The sequence below is a fragment of the Microbacterium gilvum genome (assembly GCF_039543865.1).
Classification (GTDB): domain Bacteria; phylum Actinomycetota; class Actinomycetes; order Actinomycetales; family Microbacteriaceae; genus Microbacterium; species Microbacterium gilvum.
In genome coordinates this window covers 12,387-32,699 of the sequence record NZ_BAABKO010000001.1, presented here as the reverse complement: position 1 = coordinate 32,699, position 20,313 = coordinate 12,387, and the positions used below count along the sequence as shown (strand labels likewise).

At 71.5% G+C, this 20,313-nt stretch carries 18 protein-coding genes and 1 pseudogene; 4 read left to right on the top strand and 15 right to left on the bottom strand.

What is annotated here, in order from left to right:
- Window positions 1-5 precede the first annotated feature (5 nt).
- Window positions 6-689 (bottom strand): lysophospholipid acyltransferase family protein, encoded by a 684-nt coding sequence (locus ABD998_RS00145; protein ID WP_345436874.1) that lies wholly within the window; start codon window positions 687-689, stop codon window positions 6-8.
- A gap of 88 nt (window positions 690-777) precedes the next feature.
- Between ABD998_RS00145 and ABD998_RS00140 the strand changes: the two genes are divergently transcribed.
- Window positions 778-2,646, top strand: a complete 1,869-nt coding sequence (locus ABD998_RS00140) for an AMP-dependent synthetase/ligase (protein WP_345434690.1) — start codon at window positions 778-780, stop codon at window positions 2,644-2,646.
- Between the two features lie 4 nt (window positions 2,647-2,650).
- On the opposite strand, the gene ABD998_RS00135 is transcribed toward ABD998_RS00140, so the two are convergent.
- Genes ABD998_RS00135 through ABD998_RS00125 form a run of 3 tightly spaced genes read right to left on the bottom strand, consistent with a single transcriptional unit; the run spans window position 2,651 to window position 8,670 of the window.
- The gene (locus ABD998_RS00135; RefSeq protein ID WP_345434688.1) at window positions 2,651-3,145 is read right to left on the bottom strand and encodes a peptide deformylase; all 495 of its coding nucleotides are present in this window, start codon (window positions 3,143-3,145) and stop codon (window positions 2,651-2,653) included.
- Window positions 3,146-3,156: 11 nt separating this feature from the next.
- Window positions 3,157-5,211: a nucleotide-binding protein gene (locus ABD998_RS00130; RefSeq protein ID WP_345434686.1), complete on the bottom strand. Its 2,055-nt coding sequence runs from the start codon at window positions 5,209-5,211 to the stop codon at window positions 3,157-3,159.
- A gap of 51 nt (window positions 5,212-5,262) precedes the next feature.
- Window positions 5,263-8,670 carry a pyruvate carboxylase gene (locus ABD998_RS00125; RefSeq protein WP_345434684.1) on the bottom strand — a complete coding sequence of 1,136 codons (3,408 nt, stop codon included), beginning with the start codon at window positions 8,668-8,670 and terminating at the stop codon, window positions 5,263-5,265.
- Window positions 8,671-8,758: 88 nt separating this feature from the next.
- On the opposite strand from ABD998_RS00125, the gene ABD998_RS00120 reads away from it, so the two are divergent.
- On the top strand, window positions 8,759-9,583 hold the full coding sequence (locus tag ABD998_RS00120; protein ID WP_345434682.1) for a ParA family protein: 825 nt from the start codon (window positions 8,759-8,761) through the stop codon (window positions 9,581-9,583).
- Between the two features lie 52 nt (window positions 9,584-9,635).
- Here ABD998_RS00120 and ABD998_RS00115 read toward each other — a convergent pair whose 3' ends face one another.
- The 3 genes from ABD998_RS00115 to ABD998_RS00105 form a co-directional block, all read right to left on the bottom strand.
- The gene (locus tag ABD998_RS00115; RefSeq protein WP_345434680.1) at window positions 9,636-10,175 is read right to left on the bottom strand and encodes a MerR family transcriptional regulator; all 540 of its coding nucleotides are present in this window, start codon (window positions 10,173-10,175) and stop codon (window positions 9,636-9,638) included.
- Between the two features lie 132 nt (window positions 10,176-10,307).
- Window positions 10,308-10,988, bottom strand: a complete 681-nt coding sequence (gene ftsR, locus ABD998_RS00110) for a transcriptional regulator FtsR (RefSeq protein WP_345434677.1) — start codon at window positions 10,986-10,988, stop codon at window positions 10,308-10,310.
- On the bottom strand, window positions 10,988-11,455 hold the full coding sequence (locus ABD998_RS00105) for an FHA domain-containing protein (RefSeq protein WP_345434675.1): 468 nt from the start codon (window positions 11,453-11,455) through the stop codon (window positions 10,988-10,990). The genes ftsR and ABD998_RS00105 overlap by 1 nt, the downstream gene beginning before the upstream one ends.
- Window positions 11,456-11,604: 149 nt before the next feature.
- On the opposite strand from ABD998_RS00105, the gene ABD998_RS00100 reads away from it, so the two are divergent.
- Both ABD998_RS00100 and lpdA read left to right on the top strand, forming a co-directional pair.
- Window positions 11,605-12,312, top strand: a complete 708-nt coding sequence (locus tag ABD998_RS00100) for a copper resistance protein CopC (RefSeq protein WP_345434673.1) — start codon at window positions 11,605-11,607, stop codon at window positions 12,310-12,312.
- Between the two features lie 47 nt (window positions 12,313-12,359).
- On the top strand, window positions 12,360-13,757 hold the full coding sequence (gene lpdA, locus ABD998_RS00095; RefSeq protein WP_345434671.1) for a dihydrolipoyl dehydrogenase: 1,398 nt from the start codon (window positions 12,360-12,362) through the stop codon (window positions 13,755-13,757).
- A gap of 57 nt (window positions 13,758-13,814) precedes the next feature.
- On the opposite strand, the gene ABD998_RS00090 is transcribed toward lpdA, so the two are convergent.
- The 8 genes and pseudogenes from ABD998_RS00090 to ABD998_RS00055 form a co-directional block, all read right to left on the bottom strand.
- Window positions 13,815-14,435, bottom strand: coding sequence for a CYTH domain-containing protein (locus tag ABD998_RS00090; RefSeq protein WP_345434669.1), 621 nt, complete (start codon window positions 14,433-14,435; stop codon window positions 13,815-13,817).
- Window positions 14,425-14,661 carry a response regulator gene (locus ABD998_RS00085; RefSeq protein WP_345434667.1) on the bottom strand — a complete coding sequence of 79 codons (237 nt, stop codon included), beginning with the start codon at window positions 14,659-14,661 and terminating at the stop codon, window positions 14,425-14,427. The genes ABD998_RS00090 and ABD998_RS00085 overlap by 11 nt, the downstream gene beginning before the upstream one ends.
- A 5-nt stretch (window positions 14,662-14,666) precedes the next feature.
- Complete coding sequence (locus ABD998_RS00080; RefSeq protein WP_345434665.1) at window positions 14,667-15,692, bottom strand: YihY/virulence factor BrkB family protein; 1,026 nt, start codon at window positions 15,690-15,692, stop codon at window positions 14,667-14,669.
- Between the two features lie 49 nt (window positions 15,693-15,741).
- Entirely contained in the window at window positions 15,742-16,206 is a 465-nt protein-coding gene (locus ABD998_RS00075) for a prepilin peptidase (protein ID WP_345434663.1), read from the bottom strand.
- A 53-nt stretch (window positions 16,207-16,259) separates the two neighbouring features.
- Entirely contained in the window at window positions 16,260-16,736 is a 477-nt protein-coding gene (gene smpB, locus ABD998_RS00070; RefSeq protein ID WP_345434661.1) for an SsrA-binding protein SmpB, read from the bottom strand.
- Between the two features lie 71 nt (window positions 16,737-16,807).
- On the bottom strand, window positions 16,808-17,719 hold the full coding sequence (ftsX, locus tag ABD998_RS00065) for a permease-like cell division protein FtsX (RefSeq protein ID WP_345434659.1): 912 nt from the start codon (window positions 17,717-17,719) through the stop codon (window positions 16,808-16,810).
- Complete coding sequence (gene ftsE / locus ABD998_RS00060) at window positions 17,716-18,762, bottom strand: cell division ATP-binding protein FtsE (protein ID WP_345434657.1); 1,047 nt, start codon at window positions 18,760-18,762, stop codon at window positions 17,716-17,718. The genes ftsX and ftsE overlap by 4 nt, the downstream gene beginning before the upstream one ends.
- A gap of 88 nt (window positions 18,763-18,850) precedes the next feature.
- Window positions 18,851-20,287 (bottom strand): annotated as a pseudogene (locus ABD998_RS00055) (sugar porter family MFS transporter); the annotation flags it as partial.
- Window positions 20,288-20,313: the final 26 nt, after the last annotated feature.

The window sequence follows — 20,313 nt, the reverse complement described above, 5'->3', positions numbered from 1 at the left end:
CGACGTCAGGAGGCCGCCAGACGGCTCTTTACGGTGGAGGCGTACTCGTCGCTGTACTCCTGCCCTCCGAGCCGCTGCAGCGCCACGATGATCTCGTCCGTGACCGACCGGAGCACGTAGCGGTCGTTCTCCATGCCCGCGTAGCGCGAGAAGTCGAGCGGTTCGCCGATGACGACGCCGGGGCGCATGATGCGCGGCAGCTTCGCGCCGATGGGCATCATCTCACCGGTGCCGACCATAATGACGGGGATGATCGGGACCCTCGCCTCGAGCGCCATGCGCGCGAGGCCCGTACGTCCGCGGTACAGCTTCCCGTCGGGGCTGCGTGTGCCCTCGGGATAGATCCCGAGCAGGTCTCCGCGGCCGACCACCTGGAGGGCCGTGTTGAGCGCCGCCTCCGAGGCCGATCCTCCCGATCGGTCGAGCGGGATCTGCCCCGTGCCCTTCATGAACCACCGGGTGGCCCATCCCTTCAGGCCCCTTCCCGTGAAGTACTCAGCCTTCGCGAGGAACGACATGGGGCGGTCGAGCATGAGCGGCAGAAAGATCGAGTCGATGACCGACAGGTGGTTGCTCGCGAGGATGGCCGCGCCCTTCCGGGGGACGTTCTCCCTGCCGGTGATCCACGGCCGGTAGACCGCCTTCACGAGCGGCCCCACGACGATGTGCTTCATGAGCCAGTAGAACATGTGCCCCTCCCCTGTCGGCATGGCGGCGCCTGGAAGTCTAGCCTTGTAGGAACCGTGCACGTGCGGTGGGAGACCCATGCGTCGGCATATGCTGGCAGCACCCGCAGCCGGTACCGAAGGAGATGCCGTGAACGAGACCTCGACGCCCGCGATCGTCCCCGCCGACCCCCACGCGAACGTGTCGGACCTCCTGGTCGACAGGGTCGCCGAGACGCCCGACCGCCCGCTCTTCGGCGTCCCCGACGGTGCGGGCGGATGGCGCGACGTCACGGCGCGCGCGTTCCACGACGAGGTGGTCGCGCTCGCGAAGGGCCTCGTGGCCGCGGGCGTCCAGCCGGGTGAGAAGGTCGGCTTCCTCGCCAGGACGACGTACGAGTGGTCCGTCGTCGACTTCGCCCTGTTCTTCGCCGGCGCCGTCATGGTGCCCGTGTACGAGACGAGCTCGCCCTCGCAGATCCAGTGGATCCTGTCGGACTCGGGCGCGACCGCTCTCATCGTCGAGTCGGCGGAGCATGCGGCACGCGTCGAGGAGGTCCGCGGGGAGCTCCCGCTCGTGCGCACCGTGTGGCGGATGGACGAGGGCGCGATCGCGACGCTGTCGGCCGAGGGCGCGGGTGTCGCCGATGCCGAGATCGAGCGCCGCCGCTCGCTCGCCGACGCCGACGACATCGCGACGCTCATCTACACCTCCGGCTCGACGGGCCGCCCCAAGGGATGCGTGCTCACGCACGGCAACTTCGTCGAGCTCGCGCGCAACTCGGCGCAGTCGCTCTCCGAGATCGTCCTGCAGCCCGGGGCGTCGACCGTCCTGTTCATCACGACGGCGCACGTGTTCGCCCGCTTCATCTCGATCCTCTGCATCCATGCGGGTGTCCGCACGGGGCATCAGCCCGACACGAAGCAGCTCGTCCCGGCGCTGGGGTCGTTCCGGCCGACGTTCCTCCTCGCCGTGCCGCGCGTGTTCGAGAAGGTCTACAACTCGGCCGAGCAGAAGACCGAGTCGGAGGGGAAGGGCCGCATCTTCCGCGCCGCCGCCAAGGTGGCCGTCGAGCACTCACGTCGCCTGCAGGACGGGGAGCGCATCGGTCTCGGCCTGCGTCTGAAGTTCGCGCTCTTCGACCGACTCGTCTACGCCAAGCTGCGCGCGCTCATGGGCGGCAGGGTCCGCTACGCGATCTCGGGCTCGGCGCCGCTCGGCGCGCGCCTCGGGCACTTCTTCCACAGCCTGGGCATCAGCATCCTCGAGGGCTACGGCCTGACGGAGACGACGGCCCCCGCGACCGTCAACCTGCCCGCGAAGTCGAAGATCGGCACCGTGGGCCCCGTGCTCCCCGGCGTAGGCGTGCGCATCGCGGAAGACGGCGAGGTTCAGGTGCGCGGCATCAACGTCTTCCGCGAGTACTGGCGTAATCCCGAGGCGACGGAGGCGGCGTTCGACGGGGAGTGGTTCCGCACGGGCGACCTGGGCGCGCTCGACGACGACGGCTACCTCTCCATCACGGGGCGGAAGAAGGAGATCATCGTGACGGCGGGCGGCAAGAACGTCGCGCCGGCCGCACTGGAGGACCCGATCCGCGCCAACCCGATCATCGGGCAGGTGGTCGTCGTGGGCGACCAGAAGCCGTTCATCGCCGCGCTCGTCACGCTCGACCCCGACATGCTGCCCGCCTGGCTCGCCACGCACGGCGAGTCCTCCGACCTCACGCTCGAGCAGGCGGCCGTCAACCCGACCGTGCGCGCGGAGGTCCAGCGCGCGATCGACGAGGCGAACACGCGCGTGTCGCGGGCGGAGTCGATCCGCAAGTTCGCCATCCTCGGCACCGAGTGGACGGAGGCGTCGGGCCACCTGACTCCGAAGATGTCGATCAAGCGCGCGGAGATCGTCCGCGACTTCGCCGACGAGATCGCCGGCATCTACGACGCGCCGATCGCCACGACGAACATCGCGATCGGCTGACGCCTCAGACGAGCCAGATCTTCTCGCGCACCTCGCGCATGGCCGACCGGCGGTCGTCGGGCGAGAGCCGCTTGAGGTAGAGCGTGCCGTCGAGGTGGTCGGTCTCGTGCTGGAGCATCTGGGCGAACAGCCCCTCGCCCTCGAGCACCACCCGCGCACCGTCGAGATCGACTCCCTCGACACGCGCATAGGGATGGCGGAGCGCGTCATGCCAGAGGCCCGGAACCGAGAGGCACCCCTCCCCCGTGGGGACGGGCTCGCCGCGCACCTCCACGATGCGCGGATTGAGCACGTAGCCGATGTCGCCGTCGATGTTGTAGCTGAAGGCGCGCACGCCGACGCCGATCTGCGGGGCGGCGACGCCCGCGCGGCCCGGCACCTTCACGGTGTCGACGAGGTCGTCGACGAGCGCGCGGACGCCGTCGTCGACAGCCCCCACCTCGCTGCACGCCTGGGCGAGCACGGGGTCGCCGATGACGCGGATCTCCCGGATGGCCATGTGCCCCGCCCTCAGACCGCCGCGCGCGTGCGCAGGCCCTCGACGACGCGCGCCGCGAGCTCGCGGGCCGCGTCGCGCGTGGACTCCTGGAGCTCGCCGAACGCGATCGAGCTGCCCGTCGCGAGGCGCGGGTCGTAGGGGAGGCGGACGACGGCGCGCACGCGCGTGCGGAAGTGCGCCTCCAGTTCGTCGAGCCGCACGAGCGGCGCTCCGGGGGTCGACTGGTTCAGCACGACGACGGCCTCGCGCACGCGGTCGGCGTAGCCGTTCGACTCGAGCCACGTCAGGGTCTCGCTGGCGAGGCGCGCCTCGTCGACGCTGAGGCCCGCGACGACGACGAGCTGGTCGGCGAGGCCGAGCGTCGCGCCCATGACCGAGTGCACGATCCCCGTGCCGGTGTCGGTGAGCACGATCGAGTAGTAGTGCGCCGCGACATCGGCGACGGCGCGGTAGTCGTCGTCGCCGAACGCCTCCGACAGACGCGGATCGGGGTCGGACGCGAGCACATCGAGGCGCGTCTCGTCGCGGACGACGTGCGCGGACATGTCGGCGTAGCCCTGGACGGACGCGCGGCTGCGCACCAGATCGCGCACGGTGCGGGTCGCGCTGCGCGCGATGCGCTCGGCGAGCGTCCCGCGGTCGGGGTTGGCGTCGACGGCGATGACGCGGTCGTCGCGGGCGTCGGCGAGGGCCATCCCCAGGAGGGCCGTCACGGTCGTCTTGCCGACGCCGCCCTTGCGGCTCAGCACGGGCACGAAGCGCGCGGCGCCGTCGAGCGGAGCCGCGATGCGCGTCAGGAGCTCCTTGCGCTCGCGCGTGCGGCGGCTGTCTCCCAGGTTCACGAGCCGGCCGGTCGCGCGGTAGACGAGCTGACGCCAGGGCCCCTCGGGGGCCGGGCGGCGGACGGCGCCCGTGTCGAGGAGCCTGTCGGCGGTCAGCACGTCGGCGCTCTCGCGCCGCGCGCTCTCGCTCACCTCTCCCGCACGACGCGATGCGACCTCCGCAGGGCGGACGGCCGGGGCCGCCGGTACCGCCTGCTCGATGAACGAGGGGCGCGTGAGCGGCGGGCGCTCGTCGTCGGCTGCGGGCATGTCGGTGTCCTCCTGTCGGTCGAGATCGGCGGCGTCCGCCGCGACCTCGTCGTCGTCTCGCGTCGCGGCGACCGAGCGGAGGAACGACTCGTACCCCGTCGGAAGGGCCGCGTCTCCCGCCTCATCGGCGCCGTCGGGCGCAGCGGCGTCCGTCTCGTCGGCCTCCTCCGCTTCGACAGCGGCGTCGTCGCCGGGGTCCGCCTCGTCGGCAGGCTCCGCGATCCCCGGGGCCTCGCCCCGGTCATCCGCCTCAGCGCGCGCGTCGCCGTCGACCTCGACCACGGCCTCGGCCTCGGCCTCGGCGGAGGCCTCCTGCGGCGCGTCGCGGGACGCCTCGTCATCCGCCGCCGGCGCGTCGGTCTCGTCGTCCTCTGCGCGGATGTCGTCCGAGCCGTCCGCCGGGACGTCCTCCACGTCCTCGCCGACCGGCCCGTCGTCCTCGGTGAGGGGGACGTCCGTCTCGAGGACGAGCTCCGCGTCCTCCGCGGTGGGCGCTTCGTCCTGGTCGACGATCTCCTCAACGGTCTCGGCGTCCTCGTCGACCGGCCCCGCGTCCTCGTCGACCGGCTCGACCTCGTCGACCGGCCCCGCGTCCTCGTCGACCGGCTCGACCTCGTCGACCGGCTCCACGTCCTCGTCGACCGGCTCGTCATCCTCGACGGCGGGCTCGGCCGCGTCTCGCGCGGCGGCCACGGCGCTCTCGTCGAGCTCACCCGAGATGACGTCGAGGTCGTCGTCCGGCTCGTCGGCCGGCAGCTCGATGACGATGCCGCCGCTGCGGACATCACCGCCTGGCAGGTCGTCGTCGACGACGTCGGCGTCGGGGTCCTCGAGGCGCTGGGGCAGCACGACGCGCACCTGCGCCGTCTGCGTGCCGAGGAGGCCCAGGGCCGTCGTGTCGATGCCGGCCTCGTCGAGGACGCCGTGGTCGTCGCCCGGCTCCTCCTCAGGCCGCCCGTTGCGGTCCGAACTCAATTCAGTCAACTCCCCATACGGGGCGCGGCAGGCGCCGCACCCCGCACAAGGTTACTGGGCGGGTGCGACGACGACCAAAAGGTCGCCGGCCTCCACCTGCTGCGTCGCCGCGATGGCGATGCGCTCGACGACGCCGTCGACCGTCGCCGTGATGGCGGCCTCCATCTTCATCGCCTCGATCGAGGCGACAGGCTGGCCGGCGCTCACGCGGTCGCCGGGCTCCACCTTGATCGTCACGACGCCGGAGAACGGCGCGGCGACCTGGCCCGGCCGCGACGTGTCGGCCTTCTCCGTCTCGTGCACCTCGACGGCGATCGTCCGATCGCGGGCCGCGACCGGCCGCAGCTGCCCGTTCAGAGTCGTCATGACCGACCGGATGCCCTTGTCATCGGCGGCGCCGATCGACTCCAGGCCGGCGTACAGCTGCACGCCCTTCTCCAGCTCGACGACGTGCTCGCGCCCGTCCTGCAGACCGTAGAGGTAGTCCGCCGTGTCGAGGAGCGACAGGTCGCCGTAGGTCTCGCGCTGCTCCTCGTAGATGCGCGTCGGCTGCGGGAACAGCAGCCGGTTGAGCGCCCGGCGCCGGGTCGCGGAGTCTCCGTCGAGCGCGGCGCGGTCGTCGTCCGACAGGGGCGTCACACCCGTGCGCGCCGTGCGGCCCGCGAGCACCTTGGTGCGGAACGGCTCGGGCCATCCGCCCGGCAGGTCGCCGAGCTCGCCCGCCATGAAGCCGACGACGGAATCGGGGACGTCGTACGTGTGCGGGTTCGCGGCGAAGTCGGCCGGGTCGGCCTTCACGGCGGCGAGGTGGAGGGCGAGGTCGCCCACGACCTTCGACGAGGGCGTCACCTTCGGCACGCGGCCGAGGATCTCGTTCGCGGCCGCGTACATGTCCTCGATGAGCTCGAAGTCGTCCGCGAGGCCGAGGGCGATCGCCTGCTGCCGGAGGTTCGAGAGCTGCCCCCCGGGGATCTCGTGCGCGTACACGCGGCCCGTGGGTCCCGCGAGCCCGGACTCGAAGGGGCGGTACAGGTGGCGCACCGCCTCCCAGTACGGCTCCAGGTCGGACACCGCCCGCAGCTCGAGACCCGTGTCGCGCTCCGTGTGCGCGAGCGCAGCGACGAGCGACGAGAGCGAGGGCTGGCTCGTGGACCCCGCCATCGGAGCGGACGCCGCGTCGACGGCGTCCGCGCCCGCGGCGCTCGCGGCGAGCAGCGTCGCGAGCTGGCCGCCGGGGGTGTCGTGCGTGTGCACGTGGACGGGGACGTCGAAGTTCTCCCGGAGCGCCGCAACGAGCTTCGCCGCCGCCGCGGGGCGCAGGAGCCCCGCCATGTCCTTGACGGCGAGCACGTGCGCGCCCGCGTCGACGATCTGCTCCGCGAGGCGCAGGTAGTAGTCGAGCGTGTAGAGGTCCTCCGCGGGGTCGAGTAGGTCGCCCGTGTAGCAGACGGCGACCTCGGCCACCGTGCTGCCCGTCGCGAGGACGGCGTCGATGGCCGGCCGCATCTGCGACACGTCGTTGAGCGCGTCGAAGATGCGGAAGATGTCGATGCCCGAGGTCGCCGCCTCGCGCACGAACGCGTCGGTCACCTCCGTCGGGTACGGCGTGTAGCCGACCGTGTTGCGTCCGCGCAGGAGCATCTGGATGGCGATGTTCGGCAGGGCGTCGCGCAGCTTGGCCAGGCGCTCCCACGGGTCCTCCCCGAGGAACCGCAGCGCGACGTCGTACGTCGCCCCACCCCACGCCTCCACCGACAGCAGCTGCGGCGTCGTCCGCGCGACGTACGGCGCGACGACGGCGAGGTCCCTGGTGCGGACGCGGGTCGCGAGCAGCGACTGGTGCGCGTCGCGGAACGTCGTGTCCGTCACGGCGAGCGCCGTCTGCTCGCGCAGCGCTCTGGCGAACCCCGCGGGCCCGAGCTCGAGGAGACGCTGGCGCGAGCCGGCGGGCGCAGGCGAGGAGAGGTCGACATCCGGCAGCTTGTCGCGCGGGTCGATCGACAGCGGGTTCTCGCCGTTGGGCTTGTTGACGGTGACGTCGACGAGCCAGTTGAGGATCTTCGAGCCGCGGTCCTTCGACTCCCGACCGCGGACGAGCCCGGGCCGCTCGTCGATGAAGGCCGTGGACAGGTCGCCTGCGAGGAACGCCTCGTCGTCCAGCACGGCCTGCAGGAAGGGGATGTTCGTGCTCACGCCGCGGATCCGGAACTCCGCGAGCGCGCGACGGGCCCGGCGGACGGCCGCCGTGTAGTCGCGCCCGCGGCACGTGAGCTTCGCCAGCATGGAGTCGAAGTGGGGGCTGATCTGCGCGCCCGCGGCGGTCGTTCCGCCGTCGAGGCGGATGCCCGCGCCGCCCGGCGAGCGGTAGGTCGTGATCTTGCCGGTGTCGGGGCGGAAGCCGTGCGACGGGTCCTCCGTCGTGATGCGGCACTGCAGTGCGGCGCCGTGAAGCCGGATGTCGTCCTGGTGGAGGCCGAGGTCGGCGAGCGACTCCCCCGCGGCGATGCGCATCTGCGCCTGCACGAGGTCGACGTCCGTGACCTCCTCGGTGACGGTGTGCTCCACCTGGATGCGCGGGTTCATCTCGATGAAGACGACCTCGCCGGCTCGGGGGCCGGCCGTCTCGAGCAGGAACTCCACCGTCCCGGCGTTCTCGTAGCCGATCGAGCGGGCGAACGCGACGGCGTGACGGTGCAGGTCGGCGCGCACGCCGTCGTCGAGCCCCGGGGCCGGCGCGATCTCGATCACCTTCTGATGCCGGCGCTGCACGGAGCAGTCGCGTTCGAAGAGGTGCACCGTCTCGCCCGTCTTGTCGGCGAGGACCTGCACCTCGACGTGGCGCGGACGCAGGACGGCCTGTTCGAGGAACATGCGCGGATCGCCGAAGGCGCTGTCGGCCTCGCGCATCGCCTCCGCGAGCGCCGGCGCGAGCTCGTCCTTCGTCTCGACCCGTCGCATCCCCCGGCCGCCGCCGCCCGCGACGGCCTTCGCGAACAGCGGGAAGCCGATCTCGTCGGACTGCGCGAGGAGCGCGTCGATGTCGTCTGACGCGTCGGTCGAGCGGAGCACGGGGACGCCTGCGGCGACGGCGTGCTGCTTCGCGGTGACCTTGTTGCCCGCCATCTCCAGCACGTCGGCGGACGGGCCGATGAACACGATCCCGTTCTCCGCCGCCTTCGCCGACAGCTCGGGGTTCTCCGACAGGAAGCCGTAGCCCGGGTAGATCGCGTCGGCGCCGGACTCGACGGCGACGCGGATGATCTCGTCCACGTCGAGGTAGGCGCGCACCGGGTGGCCCTCCGACCCGATCCGGTACGCCTCGTCCGCCTTCAGGCGGTGGAGGGAGTTGCGGTCCTCGTACGGGAACACGGCGACCGTGCGCGCGCCCAGTTCGTACGCCGCGCGGAAGGCGCGGATGGCGATCTCGCCACGGTTGGCCACGAGAACCTTCGAGAACATACGCCTCCTCGGCGACGACGGGCTGTGCGGGCTCTGCGCACCGGCGGGCTGAGCTCGCCCCCAGCTTAGGGGAGGGTAGGTTGGACACGTGCACGTACTCAGCGTCAGCTCTCTCAAGGGCGGTGTCGGCAAGACCACCGTGACCCTCGGGCTCGCCTCCGCGGCATTCTCGCGCGGCATCCGGACGCTCGTCGTCGACCTCGACCCGCAGTCCGACGTCTCGACGGGGCTCGACATCCAGATCGCCGGCCACCTCAACGTGGCCGACGTCCTGGAGAACCCGAAGGAGAAGGTCGTCCGCCAGGCGATCACGGCGAGCGGATGGACGAAGGTGCATCCCGGGGTCATCGACGTCCTCATCGGCAGCCCGTCTGCCATCAACTACGACGGCCCTCACCCCACGGTCCGCGATGTGTGGAAGCTCGAGGAGGCGCTCGCGGCGGTCGAGTCCGACTACGACCTCGTGCTCATCGACTGCGCCCCCTCGCTCAATGCCCTCACCCGGACGGCGTGGGCGGCGAGCGACCGCGTGGCGGTCATCACCGAGCCCGGCCTGTTCTCCGTCGCGGCGGCCGACCGCGCGCTGCGCGCCATCGAGGAGATCCGCCGCGGCCTCTCCCCCCGGCTCCAGCCGCTCGGCATCGTCGTCAACCGCGTCCGTCCGCAGTCGATCGAGCACCAGTTCCGCATCAAGGAGCTCCGCGACATGTTCGGCCCGCTCGTGCTGTCGCCGCAGCTCCCCGAGCGCACGTCGCTGCAGCAGGCGCAGGGCGCCGCCAAGCCCCTGCACGTGTGGCCGGGGGAATCCGCTCAGGAGCTCGCCTCCGACTTCGACCAGCTGCTCGACCGCATCGTGCGCGCCGGCCGCATCCCGGTTCCCGACGAGCCCGACGTCCCCTCCGACGAGGAGTGACCCGTACGACGAAGCGCCGGCTCCCGCGGGAGCCGGCGCTTCGTCGTACGGGTCAGGCGGAGCGTCGCGCGCGGTGGGCGGCGAGCTCGTCGACGGGGTCGGGGGCCGTCGGGTCGAACTCGACGAGGGTCGACTCGACCTCGCGCAGCACGCGCCCGACGGCGATGCCGAACACGCCCTGCCCGCGGCTGACGAGATCGATGACCTCGTCGTTCGAGGTGCACAGGTAGACCGATGCGCCGTCGCTCATGAGCGTGGTGCCGGCGAGGTCGCGGATGCCCGATGCGCGGAGCTGGTCGACCGCGATGCGGATCTGCTGCAGCGAGATGCCCGTGTCGAGCAGCCGCTTGACGAGCTTCAGGACGAGGATGTCGCGGAACCCGTAGAGACGCTGCGAACCAGAGCCGCTCGCGCCGCGCACGGTGGGCACGACGAGCTCGGTGCGCGCCCAGTAGTCGAGCTGACGGTAGGTGATCCCCGCCGCGCGGGCCGCGACGGCGCCGCGGTAGCCGGCTTCGGGGTCGAGCTTCGGCAGGCCGTCGGTGAAGAGCAGGTCGTCGGCGAAGCCGTTGTCTGCGGCGTCTTCGGCCATCGTGTTCCTCACTCCTCGCGGTCGATTCCTGTCCACCGTATGGCAGGGGCATGCCTCCGGCAACGACATCCGCGTGGAAGGGGCGGCGTGTCGATGCAAGCGTGATCGAACGTTATAAACCGCTCGGCGCCGTCAGGGCAGCAGTCGCTCGAGCGCCTGCCGGACGAAAAGCCGGCGCACCTCGTCGAGCCGCTGCGCGAGCTCGGGGGCGAGCTCGGCGGCGCGTGCGCGGGATCGCGCGTCGGGCCGGCGCAGCAGCGAGCCGAGCGCCTGGTCGACGAGATCCGCGTCGCGATCGGCGCTCTGCTTGACGGCACGGAGATGCCGGGGCTCGATGCCGTGGCGGTCGAGCGCGACGAACGCCCGGAGCAGCTGCACGGCGTCCTCTTCGTAGGCGTCGGACGCCTGGATCAGGCCGATGCTGACGGCATCGTTGAGCAGCTGCGGCGCGGCGCCCGCCGCCGCGAGCAGGTCCGCGCGCGAATAGGTTCGCGCGACCGGGTGGATCGACGCGGGCAGCGCCATCCGGGCGCCGCCGTCCGCGTCGACCGCGTCGAGATGGTCGCGGATGACGCTCAGCGGCAGGTAGTGGTCGCGCTGGAGCACGAGCCCGAGACGGACGCGCTCGACGTCGGCGGGCGAGAATTTGCGGTAGCCCGACGGCGTCCGCGTCGGCGACACGATCCCCTGCTCCTCGAGATAGCGCAGCTTGCTCGAGGACAGACCGGGGAACTCCGGCGTGAGCTTGGCGAGCACCTGGCCGATGCTCAACAGGACCGCTGACGCGCCTCGTTCTGCGGCAGCGGCCGCCATCAGGCGCCCGCCCCCGGCAGGTCCCGAGGGGAGGCGAAGAAGTTGAAGCGGAACTTGCCGATCCGCACCTCTGCCCCGTTGCGGAGCACGGCGCGATCGACGCGATCGCCGTCGACGTACGTCCCGTTGAGCGAGCGCTGGTCGATGATCTCGAACACGGTGCGGTCGCGTGTGATCTCGGCGTGGCGACGCGAGACCGTGACGTCGTCGAGGAAGATCGCCGCCTCGGGGTGGCGGCCCGCCGTCGTCACATCGGTGTCGAGGAGGTAGCGGGCGCCTGCCGTGGGACCCGAGCGCACGAGCAGGAGCGCGGCTCCGGACGGGAGCGCGCCGACCGCCTCCAGCTCGACGGGCGAGAGCTCGCCCGCGAACGGCACGAACGACAGGTCGACCTCGTGCCCGAACGTCTGGGTCGTGTCACCCGAGCCGTCGTGGCCGGCCGCCGGCCGGTACTGCGCATCTGTCACGCTCGACCTCCCTTTCGTTCCACCCTAACGGATCGACGCCCGACGCCGACCGCCCTCCCAGGCGCCTGGGAGGGGCTTCGGGAGAGTCTGCCGTCTCGCGCGGCCGAGCGGAAGATCCATCCAGTTTCGGCCGATAGGTTCGACGTGTGATGAGCGCATCCCGCATCCCCGCCCGTCCTCGCCGCGCGCGGCGCCTGCTCGCGGCCGTCGCCGCGGTCGCGGCCGCCGTCGCCCTCCCGCTGCTCGCACCCGCGGCGGCATCCGCTCACTGGGCCGTCGTGGAGACGTCGCCGGCCGACGGTTCGACGGTCGACGTCCTGCCGGATGAGGTGTCCTTCACGTTCAGCGGCGCCCTCCTCGACGGCGCGCCGCAGTCGATCTACGTCACGGACGACACGTGCGCCGGCATCGACGGCGCCGTCGACAACGCCATCCCGATCGATCCCGCCTCGTGCACCGACTACGCCTCCGGCGACGCCGTCGTGAACGGGTACGTCCTCACCCAGCCGCTCGACACGGCAGGCGCACCGGCCGGCGAGTACACGATGATCGCGACCGTGACGTACAGCGACGGGCACAGCGAGTCGCTCGTGCGCCGCTTCACCGCGAGCGAGCCGGCCGACGGCGCCGGCGAGCCGAGCGCCACGCCCTCGGCCGACCCCACGTCACAGCCGGAGGAGACCACGTCCCCCTCTGCCGGGACCGCCTCCCCCGAACCGGAGCCGTCCGCGACGGGGACGCCGGCCGACACGGACTCGTTCTCCCGCAATCTGCCCTGGATCATCGGCGGCGGCGTCCTCGCCGCCGGCGGCGGCGCGCTCGTCGCCGTCCTCGTCGCCCGCTCGCGTCGCCGCTGAGCCGGCCGCGGCCATCCACCCCCTCCCGCACAGATAGGCTTTCTCCCATGGCTCACTACGACGTCGTCATCCTCGGCGCGGGCCCCGGCGGGTACGTCGCCGCCGTCCGCAGCGCCCAGCTCGGTCTCACGACCGCCATCATCGAAGAGAAGTACTGGGGCGGTGTCTGCCTCAACGTGGGCTGCATCCCCTCGAAGGCGCTCCTGAAGAACGCCGAGATCGCCCACACCTTCACCCACAAGGCCGACCTGTTCGGCATCTCGGGCGATGTGCACTTCGACTTCGGCGCGGCGTTCGACCGCAGCCGCAAGGTCGCGGACACGCACGTCAAGGGCATCCACTTCCTCATGAAGAAGAACAAGGTCGTCGAGTACGAGGGCCGCGGCACGTTCACGGGCCCCAAGGCGATCTCCGTCGCGAAGTCGGACGGCACGAGCGAGGAGGTCACGTTCGACAACGTGATCATCGCGACCGGCTCGACCGTGCGCCTCCTCCCGGGCGTCCAGCTGAGCGAGAACGTCGTCACGTACGAAGAGCAGATCCTCACGCGCGAGCTGCCCGAGTCCATCGTCATCGTCGGCGCCGGGGCCATCGGCATGGAGTTCGCGTACGTCCTGTCGAACTACGGCGTCAAGGTCACGATCGTCGAGTTCCTCGACCGCGCCCTCCCCAACGAGGACGTCGAGGTCTCGAAGGAGATCCAGAAGCAGTACAAGAAGTACGGCATCGACATCCTCACGTCGACCGCCGTCAAGACCGTCACCGACAACGGCTCGTCCGTGCACGTCACGTACGAGTCGCGCGACGGCGTGGCCGGCGAGATCACGGCGGGCAAGGTGCTCATGTCGGTCGGCTTCGCGCCCAACGTCTCGGGCTTCGGCCTCGAGAACACGGGCGTGCAGCTCACCGAGCGCGGCGCCATCGCGATCGACGACTTCATGCGCACGAACGTCGAGGGCATCTACGCCATCGGCGACGTGACCGCGAAGCTGCAGCTCGCGCACGTGGCGGAGGCGCAGGCCGTCGTCGCGGCCGAGACCATCGGCAAGGCCGAGACGATGCCGCTCGGCGACTACCGGATGATGCCGCGCGCGACGTTCTGCTCGCCGCAGGTCGCGAGCTTCGGCCTCACCGAGGAGCAGGCGCGCGCCGAGGGCCGCGAGATCAAGGTCGCGAAGTTCCCGTTCAGCGCGAACGGCAAGGCCAACGGCCTGGGCGAGCCCGTCGGGTTCGTCAAGCTCATCGCCGACGCCGAGCACCTCGAGCTCATCGGCGCCCACCTCATCGGCCCCGACGTCTCGGAGCTTCTGCCCGAGCTGACGCTCGCGCAGAAGTGGGACATCACGGCCCTCGAGGCGGCCCGTAACGTGCACACGCACCCGACGCTCTCGGAGACGCTGCAGGAGGGCTTCCACGGCCTCCTGGGTCACTTCATCAACATGTGACACCCCAGACGCAGAAGGGCGCCCGGTCCGATCGGACCGGGCGCCCTTCTGCGTCTGTCAGCGGCCGAGCGCGCGGGCGAGCTTCGAGGTGCTCGAGGCGTCTCGGGCACCGGCGGCGAGGGCCGCGCGCTCCACATCCGCGAAGAACACGTCCGGATCGGCAGGGGCCGACTCGCCCAGCTCGATCTCCCACTCGTGCCATTCGCGTTCGACGCCGGCCCGCAGGTCGGTCGTGCGCACGTGGTCGTCCACGAACTCGGCGACGACACCGCCGTCGGCGTCGAGCAGTTCGTACGCGGTGCGGTCGTTCACGATCCGCGCGAGCGGTCGCAGCGGCGCGGTCGTCCAGGCCGACACCTCGGCGAGGACCGCCTCCGGCACGCCGTCGCCGTCGCCGAGCGGCCATCCGAGCTCGACCCGCGCGCCGTCGACGAGCGGGCCCTTGATGTGCCAGCCGGCGTCCGGGCCGCCCGTGCGGCGCCGCAGCGCGACGCCCGCGCGTCCCAGCGAGAGCGCATCGTCGTCGAGGTACAGCGCGTCGAGGTGACGGAGCTCGCCGTCCGTGACGGACGCGACGCCGGCGACGCCCGTCCACACCGGGACGGGCGTCCCCGCGTCGACGTCGAACTTCCGCTCGACCTCGACGAAGCGCGACGGCTCCGCCATGTCAGCGGCCATCCGAGGGCTCGTCGTCTCCGTCCTCGACGAGCTCGCCCTCCTCCTCGACGAACAGGAAGGCTGCCTCCGTGGGTCCGTCGCCCTCTCCCGTGTTCAGGACGTCTCCGGAGCGCTGGTAGACGACCTGCGTCTCCGAGTACGGGACGATGAGGCGGTCGAGGTCGGGGTTCTCGAGCGGCAGGACCTGTCCATCGAGGGGTCCGCCGTGCAGTCGTGCGATGGCCATGCCTCTCACGATAGACGCGCGGACAGCTTCGCGCGCTCCTCCGCCTCGGCCTTGCGCGCCCCCTCGAGAGACGCTACGGCGACGCGGACGTCGCGCTCGGCGGACCGAACGCGCCGCTGCGCGAAGGTCTCCGCGCCGAACCGCTCGCCGATGCGGTCGCCCTCCTCCTCCGTCCGCACGATGACGTACGTGCAGGCGATGAGGATGACCTGCGCCGACAGGTTGAACCACAGCAGGAGCGCGATGAGCGATCCGAACGAGGCGAGCAGCGGGTTGTTCCCCGCGCCGCCCGCGAAGAGGCCGGACAGCTGCTGCAGGACGGTGAGCCCGAGGCCCCCCAGGAACCCCCCGGCCCACAGGGCGCGGGCGGACGCCTTCACCCCCGAGAGCAGGCGGAAGACGAGCGCGACGATGACGGCGTCGAGCACGAACGTGACGACGATCGACGCAAGCCTGGTCAGGGCCTCCGCCCATCCGCCTCCTGCGAGCCCGAGCCAGCCGAGGCCCGTCTCGATGAACGCGGACCCGAGGAAGGTGAGCAGCGCCGCGGCGAGGAACAGCACCCCGACGGAGAGCGCGAAGAGGAGGTCGCGGAGGACGAGCCAGACGAACAGCGCCTCGTCGTGCGTCGTCCCGGCGATCATCCGGATGGCGGTGCGGAGGTTCCCGACGGCGCTGATCGCCGCCCAGGCGAGTGCGGCGGCGGACACCGCGCTCAGCCACAGGTTCGAGCCGAGCGACGCTCCCAGCGAGCCGGAGTCGATGATGCCGTCGTCTCCGACGAGCCCGGGGATGGCCGTGCCGACGGCGTCGACGAGCGCCTGCCACAGGTCGTCGCGCGAGCTCAGCCAGATGGCGGCGATGGAGAAGCCGAGCGCGACGGCCGCGAAGACCGAGAACAGCGCGCGGAACGTCACGGCGGCCGCGAGGAGCCCGCCCTTCTGCTCCGAGAACAGGAGCGCCGCCCTCACGATCCGCAGGCTCAGCACCCAGGCGATCGCGTTCCGTATCCACTTCTCCGCCCCTGACATGCCTGCCACGTTACCGACCGCGGACGGATCGGCCGCAACCCCTTGCGCGTCACGCCGGGAGCAGCCCCGCCCACGCCCCCACGACCATCCACGGGCCGAACGCGATGGCGGTCGCGGGGTCGGCGCGCCGGGTGGCGAGGAGGACGAGCGCCCACGCGCCGCCGAGGAGGAACGCCGCCGCCCCGCCGACGACGAGCGGGACCCATCCGTGCCAGCCGAGGAAGACGCCGACGAGAAGCGACAGCTTCACGTCGCCGCCGCCGAGCCCGTGCGGCTGCACGGTGCGCAGCACCGCGTAGAAGGCGCCGAGGGCGATTCCGCCCGCGAGGGCGCGCCCGAACGGCAGCGCATCCCCCGCCGCGAACGCGGCGGCGGCCAGGACGACGACGAGCGCGCCGGTCGCAGGGAGCACGACGCGGTTCGGCAGTCGGTGCTCCTGGATGTCGATCCAGATCAGCCATGCGCCGACGCCGAGGAACCCCGTGTAGAGGACGGCGACGACGAGCAGATGCATGCCGCCACGCTAGGAGCGTGCGCGGGGGTGGCGGGGATGCCTGTGGAGAGGCGTCACTCCCCCATGCGGTTGCGCGTGCGCATGGCGCGCTCGGCCTCGCGCTTGTCCTGCCGTTCGCGGAGCGTCTGGCGTTTGTCGTACTCGCGCTTGCCCTTGCCGACGCCGAGCTCGACCTTCGCCCGGCCGTCGAGGAAGTAGAGCCGCAGGGGGACGAGCGTGTACCCGCCCGCCGACACCTGGTGGCTGAGCTTGATGATCTCCTCGCGGTGGAGGAGCAGCTTGCGCGTGCGCTTCGACGAGTGGTTCGTCCACGTTCCCTGCGAGTACTCGGGGATGTGCACGGCGTCGAGCCATGCCTCGTTCCCGTCGATGTACGCGTAGCCGTCGCTGAGGTTGGCGCGGCCCTGCCGCAGCGACTTCACCTCGGTGCCCGTGAGCACGAGGCCGGCCTCGTACGTCTTCTCGATGGTGTACTCGTGGCGCGCGCGACGATTCGTCGCGACGACCTTCTCTCCCTGTTCGCGGGGCATGCGCTCACCTCCTCGGCTCTCGGGCGCAGCCTTCCACCTTAGCAAGGCGGGAAGCCGCGCGACGCACGGGGCTACGCCCGCAGCCACCGCCGGATGGCGAACCCGGCCGAGAGCGCGGCCAGCACGACGCCGATGACGACGAGCACGGGCACGACGGCCCACGCCTCCGCCGTGCCCACCCACGGGATGGCGTACATCTCGCCGGAGAGGTACCCGTCGACGCCGAAGTGCACGCCCGCGAGCACGGCGGCGCTCGCGAGCGCCGCGCCGATGAACGCCGCGAAGACGCCTTCCAGCACGAACGGCGTCTGGATGAAGCCGTTCGAGGCCCCCACGAGCCGCATGATCGCGACCTCGCGGCGACGCGCGTATGCCGACAGCCGGATGGTCGTGGCGATGAGGAGCACAGCGGAGACGAGCATGAGCGCGGCGATGCCGACGGCGATGTAGGTCGCGATCGTCAGGGTCGCGAACAGGGGGTCGAGGTACTCGAGCTGGTCGGTGACCTCCTCCACTCCCTCGCGGCCCGCGAACGCCTCCACGATGACGTCGGACTGGCTCGGGTCGACGAGGTTGATGTGGAACTCGGCGCTCGTCTGCTCGGCCGTGAGCAGGCCGGCGTAGTCCTCGCCGAGGTTCTCGACGATCGAGTCGTAGGCCTCCTCCGGCGTGAGGTACGTGTAGTCCTGGATGAGCGGGGCGAGCGTCGCCCCGTCGAGCTCGGACTGGACGTCGGCGATCTGCTCCTCGGTGGCCGCGCCCCCGGCGCAGGTGTCGCCCGATGACAGCGGCGAGCACATGTACACGTCGACGAGCGCGCGGTCCTGGAAGTACGCGTTCGTCTTGGCGATCTGCGCCTGCATGAGCACGGCTGCGCCGACGAACGTGAGCGACACGAACGTGACGAGGATGACCGAGACGACCATGGAGGCGTTGCGCCGCAGGCCCTGCAGCGCCTCGCCGAGAACGAGTCCGAACCTCATGACGTGGGACCCACTTCCTCGTCGTCGTCGGCCGATCGGAGGCCGAGCCGGTCGGCCATCCCCAGGGCGTCGACGTCGACGGGCGGGATGGCCGCGTCGACGGGCTCCGACGGGCGCACCGCAGGTCGATCGGCCGCAGCAGACGGCGCGGCAGCGGGCTGCTCCGCCGCAGGCGGCTCTGTCGCGGCGGGAGCGGCGACCGCGTCGACGACGTCCTCGACGGCGTCGACCGCCTTCTGCACGGCGGCCTCCGCCTGGGGCTCGCCCGACACCTCGCGCTGCACCTCGAGCACGGCGGTGAGCGCCGCGATGGCGGCGGCCCCCCGCTCCGCCTCCGGCTGCAGGGTGCGGATGACGGAGGTGTCGCCGTAGCCGCCCTGGCGCTCGTCGCGGACGAGCTCGCCCTCGCTCAGCTCGATGACCCTCCGCTGCATCTGGTCCACGAACGTGGCCTCGTGCGTGGCCATCACGACCGTCGTGCCCGTGGCGTTGACCTGCGCGAGGATGCGCATGATGTCGACGGACGTTCCGGGGTCGAGGTTTCCCGTCGGCTCGTCGGCGAGGAGGATCTGCGGCCGGTTCACGAGCGCGCGCGCGATCGCGACGCGCTGCTGCTCTCCGCCGGAGAGCTCATGCGGCATCCGCCGTCCCATGTCGGCGAGGCCCACGCGGTCGAGCGCCTCGGGCACGGCCTGCTTGATGAACGCGCGCGAGCGCCCGATCACCTGGAGCGTGAAGGCGACGTTCTGGGCGACGGTCTTCGACTGCAGCAGCCGGAAGTCCTGGAAGACCGCGCCGATCTGCCGGCGGAAGTAGGGTGTGCGGCGCGTCGTGAGGCTCGTGGTGTCGCGCCCGAGCGCGACGACGCGGCCCGAGGACGGCAGGTCCTCGCGCAGGATGAGGCGGAGGCAGGACGACTTCCCCGAGCCGGAGGCCCCGACGAGGAAGACGAACTCGCCGCGCTGCACCTCGAAGTCGATGTCGCTGAGGGCCGGCTTCGCCGTGCCCTTGTAGCGCTTGGTGACGTGTTCGAACCGGATCATGGCGTACCGAGCCTAAGTCGGCGCGCCGCCCACTCCCCCAGCGACACCCCCGAGTGCGCGGTTGCCAGGCGGTTCGCAGGCCGCGCCGCTACCCCATGTCCTCCAGCTCGCGGCCCTTCGTCTCCCGCACCTTCCACAGCACGAAGAACAGCGACAGCAGCGAGAAGAACGCGTAGAACCCGTAGGCGAACGTGAGGCTGATGCCGCTGAAGACGGGGAACGTCGTGGAGATGAAGAAGTTCGCGAGCCACTGGGCTGCGGCGGCGACGGCGAGCGCGCTCGCACGGATGCGGTTGGGGAACATCTCGCCGAGGAGCACCCACACGACGGGGCCCCACGTCGCGCCGAAGCCGACGACGAAGAGGTTCGCGGCGACGAGGGCGATGATCGACCAGGGGGCGGCGAGCTCGGCACTGGTCGTGCCGTCGGCGGCCGTGACGAGGTCGGCGAACGAGAATGCGACCGCCATCGTGCCGAGAGCGATCGTCATGAGGACCGAGCCCGCGACGAGCAGCGCTCGCCGGCCGACGCGGTCGACGAGCAGGATGGCGACGATCGTGACGACGATGTTCGTCACGGACGTGATGACGGAGGTCGTGAGGGCGCTCGACTCGTCGAAGCCGACGGACCGCCAGAGCGTCGTCGAGTAGTAGAAGATGACGTTGATGCCGACGAACTGCTGGAACACCGACAGCAGCAGTCCCACCCACACGATGGGCTTGAGCCCGAGCGCGGGGCCGGCGAGGTCCCGGAGCGACTCGCGCTTCTCCGAGTCGAGCGAGTCGCGGATCTGCTGGATGCGCAGGTTGACGTCGGGCTCCCCCGTGAAGTCGAGGAGCACCTGCGACGCCTTGTCGTACTCGCCGCGTCGCACGAGGAAGCGGGGCGACTCGGGGAGCCGCAGCGACATCACGCCGTAGACGACGGCGGGCACGGCCTCCGCGAGGAACATCCACCGCCACGCGTCGACCCCCCACCAGAGCACCTCGTTCGCTCCACCGGACAGGGCGGCGAGCAGCGCGTTGGAGAGCAGCGCGGCGAAGATGCCCAGCACGATGGCGAGCTGCTGCAGCGAGCCGAGCCGTCCCCGGATGCGGGCGGGCGACACCTCCGCGATGTAGGCGGGGGCGATGACCGACGCCGCTCCGACGCCGATCCCGCCCACGACGCGCCAGACGATGAGGTCGACGACCCCGAACGCGAGCCCCGAGCCGATCGACGAGACGAGGAACAGCGCGGCCGCGACGAGCATGACCGGCACGCGGCCCCAGCGGTTCGCGATCGACCCCGCGAACCAGGCGCCCACGACGCAGCCGAGGAGCGCCGACGACACGGCGAAGCCCTTGAGCGCCGCGCCGAGCGCGAAGTCGGCGGCGAGCGCATCGACGGCGCCGTTGATGACGGCGGTGTCGAAGCCGAACAGGAATCCTCCGAGGGCGGCGGCGACGGCGATGCCGATCACGCGTCCGCTCGCTCTGGTCTGGGGTGTCATCGTTCTCCTCTGCTGAGCGCCGCATCGGCGGCCTCGTGAGCCTCGCCGCGGCGCGTCGT

Excerpts from the sequence above, each read along its gene's own strand:
- ABD998_RS00090 (WP_345434669.1), bottom strand. The coding sequence starts at position 14,435 with ATGGCCGCTGACATGGCGGAGCCGTCGCGCTTCGTCGAGGTCGAGCGG.
- smpB (WP_345434661.1), bottom strand. The coding sequence starts at position 16,736 with ATGCCCCGCGAACAGGGAGAGAAGGTCGTCGCGACGAATCGTCGCGCG.
- ABD998_RS00140 (WP_345434690.1), top strand. The coding sequence starts at position 778 with ATGCTGGCAGCACCCGCAGCCGGTACCGAAGGAGATGCCGTGAACGAG.
- ABD998_RS00085 (WP_345434667.1), bottom strand. The coding sequence starts at position 14,661 with ATGGCCATCGCACGACTGCACGGCGGACCCCTCGATGGACAGGTCCTG.
- ABD998_RS00135 (WP_345434688.1), bottom strand. The coding sequence starts at position 3,145 with ATGGCCATCCGGGAGATCCGCGTCATCGGCGACCCCGTGCTCGCCCAG.
- ABD998_RS00115 (WP_345434680.1), bottom strand. The coding sequence starts at position 10,175 with ATGGCCGAAGACGCCGCAGACAACGGCTTCGCCGACGACCTGCTCTTC.
- lpdA (WP_345434671.1), top strand. The coding sequence starts at position 12,360 with ATGGCTCACTACGACGTCGTCATCCTCGGCGCGGGCCCCGGCGGGTAC.
- ABD998_RS00080 (WP_345434665.1), bottom strand. The coding sequence starts at position 15,692 with ATGTCAGGGGCGGAGAAGTGGATACGGAACGCGATCGCCTGGGTGCTG.
- ABD998_RS00125 (WP_345434684.1), bottom strand. The coding sequence starts at position 8,670 with ATGTTCTCGAAGGTTCTCGTGGCCAACCGTGGCGAGATCGCCATCCGC.
- ABD998_RS00100 (WP_345434673.1), top strand. The coding sequence starts at position 11,605 with ATGAGCGCATCCCGCATCCCCGCCCGTCCTCGCCGCGCGCGGCGCCTG.
- ABD998_RS00075 (WP_345434663.1), bottom strand. The coding sequence starts at position 16,206 with ATGCATCTGCTCGTCGTCGCCGTCCTCTACACGGGGTTCCTCGGCGTC.
- ftsE (WP_345434657.1), bottom strand. The coding sequence starts at position 18,762 with ATGATCCGGTTCGAACACGTCACCAAGCGCTACAAGGGCACGGCGAAG.
- ftsR (WP_345434677.1), bottom strand. The coding sequence starts at position 10,988 with ATGGCGGCCGCTGCCGCAGAACGAGGCGCGTCAGCGGTCCTGTTGAGC.
- ftsX (WP_345434659.1), bottom strand. The coding sequence starts at position 17,719 with ATGAGGTTCGGACTCGTTCTCGGCGAGGCGCTGCAGGGCCTGCGGCGC.
- ABD998_RS00145 (WP_345436874.1), bottom strand. The coding sequence starts at position 689 with ATGTTCTACTGGCTCATGAAGCACATCGTCGTGGGGCCGCTCGTGAAG.